This window comes from Erwinia sp. S38 (assembly GCF_016624545.1).
Taxonomy (GTDB): domain Bacteria; phylum Pseudomonadota; class Gammaproteobacteria; order Enterobacterales; family Enterobacteriaceae; genus Erwinia; species Erwinia coffeiphila.
Window position 1 is genome coordinate 13534 of the sequence record NZ_JACVTS010000011.1, and the last position, 16586, is coordinate 30119.

15 protein-coding genes and 1 pseudogene are annotated in these 16586 nt (G+C 58.4%); 12 read left to right on the top strand and 4 right to left on the bottom strand.

Annotated features, from left to right (window positions below; translation table 11 throughout):
• Positions 1 to 46: 46 nt before the first annotated feature.
• Positions 47 to 1039: pseudogene (locus tag IBT46_RS13515) on the top strand (tetratricopeptide repeat protein); the annotation flags it as partial.
• A gap of 20 nt (positions 1040 to 1059) precedes the next feature.
• Entirely contained in the window at positions 1060 to 1821 is a 762-nt protein-coding gene (mlaA, locus tag IBT46_RS13520; protein ID WP_200546107.1) for a phospholipid-binding lipoprotein MlaA, read from the top strand.
• Between the two features lie 84 nt (positions 1822 to 1905).
• On the opposite strand, the gene fadL is transcribed toward mlaA, so the two are convergent.
• On the bottom strand, positions 1906 to 3189 hold the full coding sequence (gene fadL, locus IBT46_RS13525) for a long-chain fatty acid transporter FadL (protein ID WP_200546108.1): 1284 nt from the start codon (positions 3187 to 3189) through the stop codon (positions 1906 to 1908).
• Positions 3190 to 3561: 372 nt separating this feature from the next.
• Here fadL and IBT46_RS13530 point away from each other — a divergent pair, with 372 nt between their 5' ends.
• From IBT46_RS13530 to sixA, 4 genes are all read left to right on the top strand, one after another.
• Positions 3562 to 3858 (top strand): YfcZ/YiiS family protein, encoded by a 297-nt coding sequence (locus IBT46_RS13530; RefSeq protein WP_200546109.1) that lies wholly within the window; start codon positions 3562 to 3564, stop codon positions 3856 to 3858.
• Positions 3859 to 4035: 177 nt separating this feature from the next.
• Positions 4036 to 5346, top strand: coding sequence for an acetyl-CoA C-acyltransferase FadI (gene fadI / locus IBT46_RS13535; protein WP_200546110.1), 1311 nt, complete (start codon positions 4036 to 4038; stop codon positions 5344 to 5346).
• Positions 5346 to 7502 carry a fatty acid oxidation complex subunit alpha FadJ gene (gene fadJ / locus IBT46_RS13540; protein WP_200546111.1) on the top strand — a complete coding sequence of 719 codons (2157 nt, stop codon included), beginning with the start codon at positions 5346 to 5348 and terminating at the stop codon, positions 7500 to 7502. The genes fadI and fadJ overlap by 1 nt, the downstream gene beginning before the upstream one ends.
• A 170-nt stretch (positions 7503 to 7672) precedes the next feature.
• A complete protein-coding gene (gene sixA / locus IBT46_RS13545; RefSeq protein ID WP_200546112.1) occupies positions 7673 to 8155 on the top strand; it encodes a phosphohistidine phosphatase SixA in 483 nt (160 codons plus the stop codon).
• Positions 8156 to 8247: 92 nt separating this feature from the next.
• Here sixA and smrB read toward each other — a convergent pair whose 3' ends face one another.
• Positions 8248 to 8799 (bottom strand): endonuclease SmrB, encoded by a 552-nt coding sequence (smrB, locus tag IBT46_RS13550; protein ID WP_105591201.1) that lies wholly within the window; start codon positions 8797 to 8799, stop codon positions 8248 to 8250.
• A 201-nt stretch (positions 8800 to 9000) separates the two neighbouring features.
• Between smrB and prmB the strand changes: the two genes are divergently transcribed.
• The 4 genes from prmB to IBT46_RS13570 are packed head-to-tail and all read left to right on the top strand — an operon-like array spanning position 9001 to position 12705.
• Positions 9001 to 9933 carry a 50S ribosomal protein L3 N(5)-glutamine methyltransferase gene (gene prmB / locus IBT46_RS13555; protein ID WP_105591202.1) on the top strand — a complete coding sequence of 311 codons (933 nt, stop codon included), beginning with the start codon at positions 9001 to 9003 and terminating at the stop codon, positions 9931 to 9933.
• 26 nt (positions 9934 to 9959) lie between these two features.
• A complete protein-coding gene (aroC, locus tag IBT46_RS13560; RefSeq protein WP_200546113.1) occupies positions 9960 to 11045 on the top strand; it encodes a chorismate synthase in 1086 nt (361 codons plus the stop codon).
• Between the two features lie 5 nt (positions 11046 to 11050).
• Positions 11051 to 11875 carry a penicillin-insensitive murein endopeptidase gene (mepA, locus tag IBT46_RS13565; RefSeq protein ID WP_200546114.1) on the top strand — a complete coding sequence of 275 codons (825 nt, stop codon included), beginning with the start codon at positions 11051 to 11053 and terminating at the stop codon, positions 11873 to 11875.
• Positions 11876 to 11907: 32 nt separating this feature from the next.
• A complete protein-coding gene (locus IBT46_RS13570; protein ID WP_105591205.1) occupies positions 11908 to 12705 on the top strand; it encodes a sulfite exporter TauE/SafE family protein in 798 nt (265 codons plus the stop codon).
• Between the two features lie 217 nt (positions 12706 to 12922).
• Here the strand turns inward: IBT46_RS13570 and IBT46_RS13575 are convergent, their stop codons facing one another.
• A complete protein-coding gene (locus IBT46_RS13575) occupies positions 12923 to 14095 on the bottom strand; it encodes a Gfo/Idh/MocA family protein (protein WP_200546115.1) in 1173 nt (390 codons plus the stop codon).
• Between the two features lie 9 nt (positions 14096 to 14104).
• A complete protein-coding gene (gene iolE, locus IBT46_RS13580) occupies positions 14105 to 14998 on the bottom strand; it encodes a myo-inosose-2 dehydratase (RefSeq protein WP_200546116.1) in 894 nt (297 codons plus the stop codon).
• A 130-nt stretch (positions 14999 to 15128) separates the two neighbouring features.
• On the opposite strand from iolE, the gene IBT46_RS13585 reads away from it, so the two are divergent.
• Entirely contained in the window at positions 15129 to 15950 is an 822-nt protein-coding gene (locus tag IBT46_RS13585; protein WP_200546117.1) for an AraC family transcriptional regulator, read from the top strand.
• A gap of 67 nt (positions 15951 to 16017) precedes the next feature.
• Entirely contained in the window at positions 16018 to 16563 is a 546-nt protein-coding gene (locus tag IBT46_RS13590; RefSeq protein ID WP_200546118.1) for an elongation factor P hydroxylase, read from the top strand.
• Positions 16564 to 16586 lie beyond the last annotated feature (23 nt).

A 16586-nucleotide genomic window follows, 5' to 3' on the forward strand; every position in this document is an offset into this window, starting at 1 on the left:
GCTTATGTTGCCCCCTCCATGCGATCCTGCCAGCCGGAACCCTGTCCAGACAAATCCGCCGTCCGCCCGGCCACTGAGCCGTTGGGTACTGCTTCCCGGCGGCGTGCTGCTGGCGGTTATCAGCGTGGGGTTTTATCTGAAAACCGGCGGCCTGTCGCAGGTGCTGGCCTGGCAGCAGGTAAAAAGCGATCTGCCCGCGCTGCGCAGGCAGGTGATGGACCCGCAGGCCGCGCCCTTGAATATGGAACAGCTGGCCCGGCTGGCGCTCGGAATTCGCAGCGAACTGCAGCAGGAGCCGCATAATCTGAACGACTGGATGATGCTCGGGCGGCTGGGAATGGTACTGAATAACGCCACCCTCGCCACGCAGTCCTTCGAACGCGCCCTGCAGCTGGCACCGGATAATCCCGACGTCAGGCTGAGCTATGCTGAAGTGCTGGCGCGATCCGCTGATCCGCAGGACAACAGCCAGGCAACGGTGATGCTGCGTGATATGCTGAAACACGACGGCAACAACCTTCGTCTGCTGGGTTTATTGGCATTTAATGCCTTTGGCCAGCAGGATTACACCGCAGCCATCGAAGCCTGGGATAAGATGTTGGCGCTTTTACCGGCCAAAGATGCGCGTGTTGAGGTCATTCGCCGCAGTATTGAGCGGGCCAAAAGCGCATCGGGTCAGCAAAGCAGCCATCTGGCGATTCAGGTAAATCTGTCGCCGGAGGCAGAAAAAATGTTACCGGAAGGTGGAGTGTTGTATATTTCTATTTCTGACGGAACCACTCCAGTTCCCGTTGCGGTGAAGCAGTTGTCGCTGAGCCATTTTCCTCTATCGCTCACGCTGGATGACAGTAACGCAATGATGCCGGAGCGCTTGCTATCAGCGCTGCATCAGGTGCGAGTTCGCGTACGTATTTCACGCGACGGCAGCGCCAATCCTCAACCCGGTGACTGGTTCGGGCTGAGCGAGGTTACGCCATTCAACGGTCAACAGCAGCTTGCGGTCACTATCGACCAGCAGGTGGCAGGCGATAATCCATAAACCAGTACAGGGAGAAAAAAATGAACTATCGCCTGACGGGCTTAGTGCTGGCAAGCGTAATGATGGTGGGCTGCGCCAGCTCTAAGAACGCCGATGATCCTCAGGGACGTTCCGATCCGCTGGAAGGCTTCAACCGGTCAATGTTCAACTTTAACTACAACGTGCTGGACCCGTACGTCCTCCGGCCCGTTGCGGTAGCATGGCGAGACTACGTGCCGGTGCCGGCGCGAAACGGCCTGGGCAACTTCTTTAGTAACCTTGATGAACCGGCATCGATGGTGAACTACTTCGTTGAGGGAAATCCCTACAAGGCTATGATCCACTTTAACCGTTTCTTCCTGAACACCCTGTTGGGGATGGGCGGTCTGATTGATGTGGCCAGCATGGCTAACCCGAAACTGGCGAAAGAAGAACCGCGCGCCTTCGGTAGCACGCTGGGCCATTACGGCGTGGGTTACGGCACATATGTGGTGGTGCCGGGCTACGGCAGCTTTACGCCGCGTGAGGATGTCGGTGGTATTGTCGACGATCTCTATCCGCCGCTGTCATGGCTGACGTGGTGGATGTCCGCCGGTAAGTGGGCGCTGGAAGGTATTGAAACCCGCGCGCAGCTGCTGGATTCCGACTCTATCCTGAGCAATTCGAAAGATCCTTATGCGTTTATGCGTTCGGCTTACTTCCAGCATCATGATTTCCTTGCCAGCGACGGCAAGCTGATCCCGCAGGAAAATCCGAATGCGGCGGCGATCAAAGACGAACTCAACGATATTGATGCGCCGTAATTTTCGCGTCGCATAGTTGTTTTCGCGCTGCCTAATAAAAGGCCCGCCGGGAAACCAGCGGGCCTTTTTCATGCTGAACGATAATCAGAACTTGTAGTTAAAGCTTGCGCCGTACAGCCACGCTTTACCGGTAGAGTTAAAGGTATAAGGGCCTTCTTTCACCGTGACGTGCTGGCCGTGCATATAGGAAACGCCGACGTCAACCGATGCATCTTCATTGAAGGCATAAGACGTACCGGCGCTCAGCCACAGACGGTCCTGATCGGGAATGGAAATAGAGCGGGTCTGTGCCGGAACCGGGCTGTCATCGAAGGCGATACCGGTACGGAATGTCCAGTGATCGTCATGATAGTAGGTGGTACCCAGCGCGATGCGGTAAGCATCTTTAAAGCTCTCATCTTTGTAGAACAGCTGCTGGCCGCTGGTGCCGGTGGCTTTCAGCTCCTGGAACTGGCTCCAGCTGGTGTAGGCCAGGCTGTAGTGTACGGCCCACTTCGGTGCCACCTTATGGAAGCCTGACAGTTCCCACATTTCCGGCAGATTCAGCGTCAGTGCACCAGGAATCGTATTACCGTCGGTGCCAAACGGCAGGCCAAGGCCCAGCGCCTGGTTCAGTGGGTTAATCGAGCTTGGCAGGCTGCTGCGATAATCGCCGTCGAAATCGATCTTCACTTCTGAACGGTAGGTCAGACCGAAGCGGTTATTGTCATCCACTTCATAAAGAATACCGGCATTCCAGCCGTAGCCCCATTCATCACCCTTCAGATGGGCAATCTGGGTGTTTGCCGGGATACCCAGCGAGCCGAGGGATTCACCGGCGTAGCGTTCAATTTTGGCACGAGCATAAACCGCATCAAAGCCCACGCCGAAGCTGAAATGCTGATTCAGACGGTAGGCGGTGCTGAGGTTAAAGTTCATGGTAGTCAGGTCGGTTTTACCGGCGTACGGCCCGGCGGTGTAGCTGTCGTTGAACTCGGTAGCCAGACCGTAGTTAGAGGTGACGCTGGCACCTAACCACCACTGATCGTTAAGCGGCTGCACGTAGTGAATATTCGGCACCCAGGCGGTAGGGGCGATATTGCTGGCATCCAGGCTGTTGCCGCTGGCCGACTGGCCGTCGATATCAACACCGGGATCGATAAACACCGCGCCGACGGAGAACATCGGGCGATCCATCAGCGCCATGGTTGCAGGGTTACGGCTGGCGGACGCGGCGGTATCGCCCATCGCACCTTCACCGGAGTAGGCACGACCTAAACCAATCGAGGAAAATTCATTCAGTTGAAAGCCAGCCGCAAACACATTTGAAGAAACAAGGGCCACTGCCACGGCAAGTGTGGATTTCGTAAACAGGTTTTTATGGTTCATAACCACAACCTCATTAGATTTTATTAAACTCTGTTACCTGAAGTAACAAGGGATCGCGGATTGTAGGGACTGACTGACGGGCAACAAATCAGACCAGTGGCCCAAGTATAGGTCCGACCTGTACAGATGTTGCAATAATGTTTTCGACTTATTTCCAAAATGATGCAAGAAAAGAGATCTGCCTAACAAAAACTTACAGGTAGAAATTTCGAACAACGCCGCTGATTGCGGTGGATCAAATAATAGTGTGATTTTCATCACTTCACGGACTCATTTCGCGCGTCTGCTGGAGCGGGAAAAGCGTCAGGCGTAAAATGGATTTAGTCTTAAATTAACCTGCCGCCTTCCTGTCGCGGCATGCCGGAGGATGAAATGACCGACGCAATTAACCGCTGTAGCGCCAGCGAAACGGCAGCCTGTTGCTGCGTTGATGTGGGCACCGTGATGGATAACACCGACTGCACGGCGGCTTACAATCGTACCTTTGCCAATCGCAGCGAAGCCGAAGCGATGCTGACCTCGCTGACAGCGAAAGCGCGTGAGGTTGAGTCCGATCCCTGCGCGATCGACAGTACGTTTACCGAAACGCCGGAAGGCGTGGTGCTCGACTGTAGCTTTACCTTCTGCTGCCAGGCCGAAACGCTGATATTCCAGCTTGGTCTGCGCTGAACCACGCTCTTGCCTGTGCTGACAGGCTATGGGGAGCGGCCATGCTCCCCTTAAACCGTGTTTGCTCTCGCATTTTTTTCTTCCCGCCGTAGCGCCCCGTTATATTCTGGTTAACACTGAGGAGGTCAGACCTCTTTGGCAGTGATGCCGTCCATCGACACGAAACAGGTGATAATAATGAGCAAAGCGCTACCTTTGCTGACGCGCCAGGGCGACCGCATCGCCATTACCCACGGGCTGCGCACGCCGTTTGCTAAGCAGGCGACGGCTTTCCACGGCATCCCGGCGCTGGAGCTGGGCAGAATGGTGGTCAGTGAGCTGCTGGCCCGCAGCGATATTCCCGCCGATATCATCGATCAGCTGGTCTTTGGCCAGGTGGTGCAGATGCCGGAAGCGCCAAATATTGCCAGGGAAATCGTGCTGGCCAGCGGTATGAGCGTCCACACCGACGCGTACAGCGTCAGCCGCGCCTGTGCCACCAGCTTTCAGGCGGTGGCAAACGTGGCGGAAAGCCTGATGGCGGGCAGTATTCAGGTGGGGATCGCCGGCGGTGCAGACTCCTCTTCCGTATTGCCGATTGGCGTCAGCCGCAAACTGGCAAGAACGCTGGTCGATCTCAACAAGGCGCGCACCCTGTCACAAAAACTCAAGCTGTTCAGCCAGCTGCGCCCGCGCGATTTACTGCCGGTGCCGCCTGCCGTTGCCGAATACTCCACCGGACTGCGCATGGGGGATACCGCCGAACAGATGGCAAAAAGCCACGGTATCAGCCGCGAGCAGCAGGACGCGCTGGCACACCGCTCGCACCAGCGCGCGGCGCGTGCCTGGCAGCAGGGGCTGCTGAATCAGGAGGTAATGACCGCCTTCACACCCCCCTGGCAGGCCGCGTTGGAACAGGACAACAACGTGCGCCCCGACTCCAAGCCGGAAGACTATGCCCGCCTGCGGCCGGCGTTCGATCGCCGCCACGGTACGGTGACCGCCGCCAACAGCACGCCGCTCACCGACGGCGCGGCGGCGGTGATCCTGATGACCGAATCCCGCGCGCGTGAGCTGGGCATCACCCCGCTGGGCTATCTGCGCAGCTACGCCTTCACCGCGATTGGCGTGCGAGAGGATATGCTGCTGGGACCGGCGTGGTCCTCGCCGCTGGCGCTGGAGCGTGCGGGCATCACCCTCAGCGATCTGACGCTAATCGATATGCACGAGGCGTTTGCTGCGCAGACCCTCGCCAATCTTAAAATGTTCGCCGACGAGCGCTTCGCCCGCGAGGTACTGAATCGCCCGCACGCGCTGGGCGAAGTCAATGAAGAGATCTTTAACGTGCTGGGCGGTTCCATCGCCTACGGCCACCCGTTCGCGGCCACCGGAGCGCGGATGATCACCCAAACGCTGAATGAGCTGCGGCGTCGCGGCGGCGGTCTGGGACTGGTCACCGCCTGCGCGGCGGGTGGTCTTGGCGCGGCAATGGTTCTGGAGGCGGAATAATGGAACAGTCATCAGCATTTACTCTGACGATGCGGCTGGACAACGTCGGGGTGATTACCATCGACGTCCCGGGCGAGAAGATGAACACCCTGAAAGCGGAATTCGCCGCAGAGATCCGCAGCGTACTCAAGCGCGCCTGTGCCAATCCGCAGCTGGTCGGGTTGGTGATCGTCTCCGGCAAGGCGGACTCGTTTATTGCCGGTGCGGACATCGCGATGATTGCCGCATGCGATAGCGCGCAGCAGGCGGAAAAGCTGGCGCAGCAGGGGCAGAAGGTGATGGCCGAAATCGCAGGATTGCCGGTGCCGGTGGTGGCGGCGATCCACGGGGCCTGTCTTGGCGGCGGTCTTGAGCTGGCGCTGTCCTGCCATCATCGCGTCTGTAGCCTTGATGAGAAAACCCGCCTGGGATTACCGGAGGTGCAACTCGGTTTACTGCCGGGTTCGGGCGGCACGCAGCGCCTGCCGAGATTAATCGGTGCCTCGATGGCGCTGGACATGATCCTGAGTGGAAAAACGCTGCGCCCACGGCAGGCGCTAAAATGTGGGCTGGTGGATGAAGCCGTGCCGCACGCTATCCTGCTGGAAACGGCGGTAAAGACGGTGCTGAAAGCGCGTGAGGCAAGAAAACCGCTGCCGCTGCGCGAGCGGCTGCTGAGCGGACCGGCGGGCAGGGCGCTGCTGTTTAACATGGCGAAACGCCGGGCGCAGGCGAAGACTCACGGCAACTATCCGGCGGTGGATAAAATCCTGACGGTAGTGCGCCAGGGACTGGAACAGGGCAGCAGCAGCGGCTACGAAGCGGAGGCGAGGGCCTTTGGCGAGCTGGCGATGACGCCGGAATCGGCGGCACTGCGCGGGCTGTTTTTTGCCACCACCGCGCTGAAAAAAGATCCGGGAGCCGCAGGCAAACCGCGAACGCTGCACAGCATTGGCGTACTGGGCGGCGGGCTGATGGGCGGCGGTATCGCCTGCGTGACCGCCACCCGAGCCGGGCTGCCGGTGCGCATCAAGGATATTAATGCACAGGGCATCAACCACGCGCTGAAAACCAGCTGGCAGGTATTAAGCAAAGCTGTTAAGCGTCGCCATCTGACGGAAGCCGGGCGACAGCAGCAGATGGCGCTGATTACCGGATCGACCGATTATCAGGGCTTCAGCCAGCGCGATGTGATTATTGAAGCGGTGTTTGAAGACCTGGCTCTCAAGCAAAAAATGGTAGCGGAAGTTGAAGCTCACTGCGGGCCGCAGACGATCTTTGCCTCCAATACCTCTTCGCTGCCGATTGCCGATATCGCCGCCGGGGCGCAGCGGCCGGAAAATGTCATTGGCCTGCACTATTTCAGCCCGCCGGAAAAAATGCCGCTGGTTGAGGTCATCCCGCACGCGGGCACCAGCGATGTGACCGTAGCAACGGCGGTGGCGCTGGCTAAAAAACAGGGCAAAACGGCGATTGTGGTGGCGGATAAAGCCGGTTTTTACGTTAATCGTATCCTTGCCCCCTACGTGATTGAGGCGATGCACTGCCTGCTGGCCGGGGAACCGATCGAAGCGATTGACGATGCGCTGGTGAAGTTTGGCTTCCCCGTTGGCCCGGTGCAGCTGCTGGATGAAGTCGGCATTGATGTCGGCACACATATTATGCCGGTGCTGGAAAAGGCGTGGGGTGAGCGTTTTGCGCTGCCATCGGCGCTGGGCGCGGTGCTTAACGATAACCGTAAAGGGCGAAAAAACGGTCGGGGCTTTTATCTGTACGGCAAACGCCCGGGTGGGAAGAAAAAGGCCGATGCGGAGATCTATCGCCTGCTGAAGCTGTCGCCAAAACCTTGTCTTAGCGCACAAGATATTGCTACGCGTTGTGTGATGATGATGCTCAACGAGGCGGCCCGCACTCTGGATGAACAGGTGGTGGGCAGCGTGCGGGATGGCGATATCGGTGCGGTGTTCGGCATTGGTTTCCCACCGTTTCTCGGCGGGCCGTTCCGCTACATGGACCGGATGGGCATCGCTCAGGTGGTCGCGGCCCTTGAGCAGCTGGAACAGCGATTCGGTTCTCGCTTCGGCCCCTGCGAACGGCTGAAAAAAATGATGGAAGAACAGAAAACCTTCTACGGACCGGATGTTACGCTGGATAGCGGCGGCGTTTCAGCGGGTTAATTCTGACCGATAAGTAGGTTGCTCTGTTGGGTTGTTATACCGGTCGCTCACTAAGTAAACAATCGGTTGACTATACTAAAGGCATTAGGTACAACACACTGTTCATTCTCTGAATGAAGAGTCGGTGGCGTTGTACCTCCGGCGTTTTTGTTTAACAACAGCGGTGCTATATGCAAGTTTTTATAATGCGTCACGGTGATGCGGCTCTGGATGCAGCCAGTGATTCAGTAAGACCTCTAACCCACTGCGGCTGTGATGAGTCCCGTCAAATGGCGGCCTGGCTTAACGGTCAGTCTGTGGATATCGAACGCGTGCTGGTCAGTCCTTACCTGCGGGCAAGGCAGACTCTGAATACGGTGCGTGAAGCACTGAACCTGCCGTCAGGCGAAGAGGTCTTGCCTGAACTGACGCCCGGTGGCGACCCGGCCCAGGTGGCAAGCTACCTGCAAGTGCTGGCTGATAAAGGCGTAAAATCGGTGCTGGTGATTTCGCACCTGCCGCTGGTGGGGTATCTGGTTGCAGAACTGTGCCCGCAGGAAGCGCCGCCGATGTTTTCTACTTCCGCCATTGCCTGCGTTGATTTCGATCCGGACAGCGCCCAGGGCAAACTTGAGTGGCAGGTTTCACCCGCCAAACTTGCCAAAGCGATCTAGCTTACGGCTCCGGGGTCGGCCTCGTTCTGCGGTCGGCCCATATTGTCCCGCCCACCTTTTAGTTCCGGCTTCTTGCGCAAGGGCTGAGGCCTTTACGGCAGCTCCGGCGGCGTCCACTCTTCCACTTCAATCAGCACCAGCAGGGCCGCATCGCCTCCGAACAGCTTGGGTGCCTGATGAAACGCCGTGACCCACGGATGCTGGGCCAGCCATAGCGGCGTCTGCTGCTTCAGAATATGTTTGCCGTGCCCGTGCATCACGCTTGCGCAAAAAATATGCTCGCGCCGACAGGCGGCAATCAGCGCACCGAGTTCCTGCTTGGCCTGCTGCTGGGTCAAACCGTGCAGATCGAGAAAAATCTCCGGCGTATAGTCACCGCGCCGCAGTTTTTTTAACTCGTAGTGGCTGACGTCGGATCGCACATAGCGAACCGGGCCTTCGTTGGCCAGCAACGGCTGGAATTCATCGGAAAAATAGTGGCTGGCATCCATCTGCTCGGACAGCAGGCGTTTTTGCGGCACTTCGCTGATTTTTTTACGCGGCGGTTTGTGCACAATGGTGTCCTGCGCCAGCTTGCGCGTCCCGCTCATCAGCCCGCGAAACAGCGCCTTGTCCTCCACGCTCAGTTTCTCTTTTTTACTCATCTCAACTCACTGCTTGTTCTCAGAATAGCGCGGGCATCAGGCCAGCATTCAGCATCATCATACTGTTTTCAGCCGCTAGTCTACCTTTTCTTCCCCCGGGGACTAAACAAATCTCAGCTTTTTCACCCCCTCGCGCTGAATTATCTGCGTCTTCGTGGCAAACTAGCGCCCGGGTTTAACGAACGGCCTGCGGAGGGCACTTTGGACAAAATTTTCGTCGATGAAGCAGTGAATGAACTGCACACCATTCAGGATATGTTGCGCTGGTCGGTCAGCCGCTTTTCTGCTGCTGATATCTGGTACGGCCACGGCACCGACAATCCCTGGGACGAAGCCGTTCAGCTGGTGCTGCCAACGCTCTACCTGCCGCTGGATATCCCGGAAGATATGCGCACCGCGCGTCTGACCTCCAGCGAGCGTCACCGCATCGTTGAGCGGGTGATTCGCCGCGTTAACGAGCGTATTCCGGTGGCCTATCTGACCAATAAAGCCTGGTTCTGCGGCCATGAATTTTACGTTGATGAGCGGGTGCTGGTGCCGCGCTCGCCGGTGGGTGAGCTGATCAACAACCGTTTCTCCGGCATCATCAACGATGAGCCGCGCCACATTCTGGATATGTGCACCGGCAGCGGCTGTATCGCCATTGCCTGTGCCTACGCCTTCCCGGAAGCGGAAGTGGATGCGGTAGATATCTCAACCGACGCGCTGGCGGTCACCGAGCAGAACATCAGCGCTCACGGCCTTGACCAGCACGTCACGCCGATCCGCGCCGATCTGTTCCGCGGACTGCCGGAAACGCAGTACGATCTGATCGTCACCAATCCGCCGTACGTCGATGCGGACGATATGGACGATCTGCCTGATGAATATCGCCACGAGCCGGAACTGGGCCTGGCCGCAGGGCGCGACGGCCTGAAGCTGGTGCGCCGCATTCTGGCCTGTGCGCCAAACTATCTGAGCGATGACGGCGTGCTGATTTGCGAAGTGGGCAACAGCATGGTGCACATGATTGAACAGTACCCGGATGTGCCCTTCACCTGGCTGGAGTTCGATAACGGCGGTGACGGCGTGTTTATGCTGACTAAACAACAGATTATCGATGCTCAGCATCACTTCAAAATTTACAAAGACTAATTAGAAAAACAGAGCGAGGAGCCAGCATGGCGGGTAATACCATTGGACAAGTATTTCGGGTAACGACGTTTGGTGAATCACACGGTATTGCCCTCGGCTGTATCGTTGACGGCGTGCCACCGGGCATTCCACTGACCGAAGCCGATTTGCAGCACGATCTCGACCGTCGCCGCCCTGGCACCTCGCGCTATACCACTCAGCGTCGCGAACCGGATCAGGTAAAAATCCTTTCCGGCGTGTTTGAAGGCCGCACCACCGGCACCAGCATCGGCCTGCTGATCGAAAACACTGACCAGCGTTCACAGGATTACGGCACGATCAAAGATCTGTTCCGTCCCGGCCATGCCGATTACACCTACGATCAAAAATACGGCTTCCGTGACTATCGCGGCGGCGGCCGTTCATCCGCCCGTGAAACCGCCATGCGCGTTGCGGCGGGAGCCATTGCTAAAAAATATCTGGAAATGAAGCACGGTATTAAAGTGCGCGGCTACCTGGCGCAGATCGGCGAAGTGGCCTGCGAGCTGAAGGACTGGGATCAGGTTGAGCAGAACCCGTTCTTCTGCCCGGACCCGGACAAAATCGACGCGCTGGATGAACTGATGCGCGGCCTGAAAAAAGAGGGCGACTCGATTGGCGCAAAAGTGACGGTCATGGCGGAGCGCGTTCCGGTGGGCCTCGGCGAGCCGGTTTTCGATCGCCTGGACGCCGACCTGGCGCACGCGCTGATGAGCATCAACGCGGTGAAGGGTATTGAAATCGGTGACGGCTTCGCGGTGGTTAACCAGCGCGGCAGCCAGCACCGTGATGAAATCCGTGCTAACGGTTTCCAGAGCAACCACGCGGGCGGTATTCTCGGCGGCATCAGCAGCGGCCAGACCATTATTGCGCACCTGGCGATGAAACCGACTTCCAGCATTACCGTACCGGGTCAGACCATCACCCGCAGCGGTGAAGAAGTCGAGATGATCACCAAGGGGCGTCACGATCCCTGCGTGGGCATTCGCGCAGTGCCGATCGCCGAAGCGATGATGGCGATTGTGCTGATGGACCACTTGCTGCGCCACCGCGCGCAGAATGCGGATGTTCATACCGATATTCCACGCTGGTAACGACGATGAAAAAGACGCTGCTTGTGCTGTGCTCCCTGCTGATTTCTGCGGCTTCCCTGGCGGCCACGCCGTGGCAGACAATCCGTCAGCCGATTAGCGGTGCGCCGCAGTCGATTGGCGCGTTCTCTAACGGCTGTATTATCGGCGCTCAGGCGCTGCCGCTGGAGGCTCCGGGTTATCAGGTGATGCGCACCGATCAGCGTCGTTATTTTGGTCATCCCGATCTGATCGCTTTTATCCAGCGCCTTAGCACCCGCACCACCCAGCTGGGTCTGGGCGAAGTGCTGGTGGGGGATATGGGCATGGCGGCCGGTGGGCGCTTCAGCAGCGGCCACGCCAGTCACCAGTCCGGTCTGGACGTGGACATCTGGCTACAGCTGCCGAAGCAGCGCTGGACGCAGCAAATGCTGCTGAAGCCGCAGCCGCTGGATCTGGTCAGCGCCGACGGTAAAAACGTCGTTGCCCGCCACTGGCAGCCGCAAATAGACAGCCTGATCAAGCTGGCGGCGAAGGATAATGAGGTTACGCGTATCTTCGTGAATCCGGCGATTAAAAAGCAGCTGTGTGCCGATGCTGGTGCCGATCGCGACTGGCTGCGCAAGGTGCGTCCGTGGTTCCAGCACCGTGCACACATGCACGTGCGCCTGCGCTGCCCGGCGGGCAGCCTGCAGTGTGAGGATCAGCCGCTGCCGCCTGCGGGCGACGGCTGCGGAGCCGAGCTGCAAAGCTGGTTTGCTCCGCCGAAACCGGGTACCACTCCGCCGGTAAAACGCGAGCCGCCACCGCTGCCGCAGGCCTGCCAGGCACTGCTGGATAAGCATTTGCTCTGATCGCCGTTACATTCAGGATTTAAGGAATTCAGATGGAGTGGTTTGCCGTTGCCCCGTGGTTACTGGGGGTGCTGTTTCTGGTGGCGTTGCTTGCCGGTTTTATTGACTCAATCGCTGGAGGCGGTGGGCTACTGACCGTTCCGGCACTGCTGGCCGCCGGGCTTTCTCCGGCGCAGGCGCTGGCCACCAACAAGCTACAGTCAGTGGGCGGATCGTTCTCCGCCAGTCTCTATTTTATTCGCCGCAAGGCGGTGGATCTGCGCGAGCAGAAGCTGAATATCGCACTGACCTTTTTAGGGTCGATCTGCGGCGCGCTGCTGGTGCAGCACGTTAAAGGCGATATTCTGCGCCAGCTACTGCCGCTGCTGGTGATTGCCATTGGCCTGTACTTCCTGCTGATGCCGCGCATCGGCGAAGAGGATCGCCATCGTCGCCTGCACGGCCTGCCCTTTGCGCTGGTCGCCGGGGGCTGCGTCGGTTTCTATGATGGCTTCTTCGGGCCGGGTGCGGGATCGTTTTATGCCCTGGCGTTCGTCACCCTGTGCGGCTACAACCTGGCGAAATCGACCGCGCATGCCAAAGTGCTGAACTTCACCTCAAATCTCGGCGGGCTGCTGTTGTTTATGCTGGGTGGCAAGGTGGTGTGGGGCGTGGGCGTGGTGATGCTGGCGGGGCAGGTGTGCGGTGCGCGCCTGGGGGCAAGAATGGTGCTGAGCAAGGGCCAGAAACTGATCCGCCCGATGATCGTGATTGTTTCCGCGGTGATGAGCGCCAAGCTGCTGTTTGACAGCCACGGAGCGGAAATCATCGCCTGGTTCCACGCGCTGTAGGCTGCATCATTCTGTCGGACACGAAAAAATCAGGCGCTACCCCCTACGGTTAAGCAAAATTTAACCGTCGTAGCGCCTGACAAAGCAACCGCTTCCTTACGCGAGATTCAGTCCGTTATCTGCTGGAGACATTCTTCTCCTGTTCCCTGTTATCTCGTGGCTCGTCTGTCAGCCCGGGCTTATTTTTTCGGGCTGCGGAAGGGCGATGCGAAGGGTGTTATCCCCGGCTCACGTTGACCCAGCGGCGCTCATCCATCGAATCCTCAATCGCCTGCAGTATCCGCTGATTCTCCCAGCCGAAGGCAAAGTTCGGATAGCAGTCGTCATCGCGGCAGATGCCCTGGACCAGGTCATGGACTTCCAGCACCTTGACGTCGAAGTAGCCCAGACCGCCGCCGCCAAAGTCAAAGCCAAAGAAGGCGGAGTAGGACGGGATCTGGCTGCCGGCATACAGGGTTTTGAAGCCCCGGTCGCGCTTATCATCGTTAAAGCGGAACACCTGTAGTTCGTTAAACCGCTCGCCGTCCATATACAGCGTGCCTTCGGTGCCGGAAACTTCCCAGTAGACGCCGAAAATGCGCCCGGCTGAAATACGCGAGGATTCAATCACTCCGGCAGCACCGCTGTCGAAGGTAACCAGGCACTGCATCTGGTCATCGTTCTCCACTTCACGGCGTTCGGCGTTGGCTTCGACCTTGCTGGCGTAGCCGCTGTCCACACCCGGAACCGGACGGGTTTTCAGATGCGTCTGGCCGCTGGCGCACACTTCACTGACGCCACCCATCAGATACTGCGCCACCGACAGCGTATGCGCACCGAGATCACCGAGCGAGCCGGAACCGGCCAGCTCCTTCGAGCAGCGCCAGGACCACGGCAGTTCGGGATCGTTGTAGAAGCCCTGGTCGAAGGTGCCACGGAAGCGCACTGGCGTGCCGATTTCGCCGCGTTCGATCAGCTGTTTTGCCAGCTGAGCCGCCGGAGTTTTGATGTTGTTAAACGCCACCATGGTTTTCACCCCGGCTTTGCGTGCGGCTTCTGCCATCTCGCGCGCCTGCGGCTCAGTGACGGCCAGCGGCTTCTCGCAGTAAACGTGTTTACCGGCGGCGATCGCTTCTAGCGCCATCTGATGATGCAGATGGTTTGGCGAGGTGATATCAATCACGTCGATATTCGGGTCCTGGAGCATTTCGCGCCAGTTGCCGAACGCGTGCAGGGCGCCGAAGCGTTTTGCCGCCTGTTCTGCCATTGCCTGATTTTGATCGGCAATCGCGTAGAGTACCGGCGTTTTGGGCAGATTGGGGTACAGCAGTGCCGCGCGGCGGATTGCATCGGCATGCGCCTGGCCCATAAAACCGGAGCCGATAAGGCCAATATTCAGCGTGTCAGACATGATGATTCCTTACAGCGAGAAGAGGTGGTTAACATGATTGAAGGCGCGGGTCACGGTCGGGACCGGTGGCGCTTTTAGCGGGTCCTGCTCGGCTTCCACAATCAGCCAGCCGCGGTAGCCGCTGCTGCTGACGTAGTCGACCACCGGCTGATAGTCGATATAGCCATCGCCCGGCACGGTGAACATGCCGCCGCGCACGCCCTCGTTGAAACTTTGATCCTGTTCGTAGACCTGCGCCATGCGCTCGCGGCGGATATCCTTCAGGTGGATATGGCAGATACGGCTGCCGAAGCGGCTAATCAGCGCGGTTAAATCGCTGCCTGCGGCTACCGCATGGCCGGTATCCAGCAGCATGCCGACGTCGTCAGAGGTAGCGGAGAAGAAGCGCTCGATCTCATCCTGGTGTTCCACCAGCATCATCAGATGGTGGTGGTAGGCCAGCTTCAGGCCGTACTCCTGATACAGCGCCGAGGAGAACTGGCTCATCCGGCGTGCATAGGCGTCAAAGTCGATCGCACTGAGTGCAGGAGAGTGGGAAATGCCGATATCCAGCGGCGTATCACCCGGCATCCCGCCGCACTCGCCGTAGACCATCACTTTACAGCCGAGGCCGCTCAGCAGGCGGGCATGATCGGCCACGTTGTGTAATTCCTGCTCCACGCTGATATCGGCCAGCGTGCCGGAGAACCAGCCGGAGGCCAGCGACAGGCCGGTTTCCTGCAGCAGCGGCTGAAGAGTGGACAGCTCACGCGGGAATTTACGCCCCAGCTCAATGCCCTGATAGCCGATCGCAGCAGCTTCCTGCATGCACTGCAGGGCAGAGACGTTGTCGCCCAGATCTTCCAGCACGTCGTTGGTCCATGCCAGCGGGCTGACGCCAAGTCGAACATTGGTATTGCTCATCATTTCTCCTGTCTGAAATCAAAGTTTGATCTGCGTCGCAAAATCAGTGCCTGTATCAGCATCGAGATTGCATTAGCCGTTACACGGCTGAAGATGGGGAAAAGATAGCCTGACAGGCCCGGGAGGGTACATGACCAGAGTTGTGAGAAAAATATCTGAAATCACACTGCCCGTTGCGCCGGTAGAAGGGTATTTTGGTTTGTCGCGCTACAGTCCGGGGGAAACTCACGGTCCGCGCGTTCAGCGCGGCATCCAGTTTATCGCCATGCTGAGCGGCAGCGTGACCATTGAAATTGACGATCGGCCGCTGCTGTTACAGCCGGGTATGCTGGCGCTGCTGCTGCCAGGACAGCGCGAGTTTTTCCGCTTCGATCCCAGCGAGCCCAGCGAACATATCTGGTGCCAGCTGGATTTCGCCGCGCTGCCGGGGGATTTCAACCGTGATTTGCAGCGCCTGCCGCCGACGATTGCCTTTGATAACCAGGTTGAACAGCTGATGGAGCTGGGGATGAGCCTGGCGGCACAGCCGGCCGGTGCCGCCCGCGCGCTGATTTCGCTGGCGGAAACGCTGCTTTATTATTACGCCTCGCGCGGTGACCATTCTCACGGCGATACGCAGCAAACTATGCCGAAAGGGGTGCGTGAAGCCTGTCGCTATATTGCGATGCGCTATCAGCATCCGCTGGCGCTGGAGGATATTGCCGCCCAGGCACACTGTTCGGTTAATCATCTTATTGCGCTGTTTCGCCGCCATTTGCACCAGACTCCCGCACGATACCTGCGCGATGTGCGCCTTCGTCACGCCGGTCGCCAGCTGATCCACAGCGAACTACCGGTGGCGCTGATTGCCGAACAGTGCGGATTTGTTTCCCCGTTCCATTTTTCCCGCGCCTTTAAAGAGCACTACGGCCTGGCCCCGCTGGCCTTTCGCCGCCAGTCGCAGACGTTGTAATAGTGCTCGTAACCGGGCTGACATAATGCGACAATTGCGCGTTTTTTTACTTTGACGACAAACAGCTATGAGCACGCAACACCACTATCAGCAGCTGATTGAGATCTTCGATCACTGCTTTGCTGATGATTTTCAAACCCGCCTGATTAAAGGCGACGATGAGCCGATCTATCTGCCGGCAGACGAGACATCCCCATGGAATCGGGTGGTGTTTGCCCACGGCTACTACGCCAGCGGGCTGCACGAGATTTCGCACTGGTGCATTGCCGGTGCCGAGCGCCGCAAGCTGGTGGATTTCGGCTACTGGTATTGCCCGGACGGACGTGATGCTGACACCCAGAGTCAGTTTGAAGCGGCGGAGATTAAACCGCAGGCGCTGGAGTGGCTGTTTTCTGTTGCCGCTGGCTTTCCGTTCAACGTAAGCTGTGACAATCTTGAAGGCGATTGTGAGCCAGATCGCATTGCTTTTCAGCGCAAGGTTCATGCGCAGGTTATGACGTATCTGGAGCAGGGTATACCCGCCCGCCCGGCGCGTCTGATTGCTGAACTTCGCTCGTTTTATACTACTCCACCGCTGACTGCGGAACTGTTTCCCTGGCCGGAAGACTTGTAATGCGCGTGGAACGAATTGCCTAC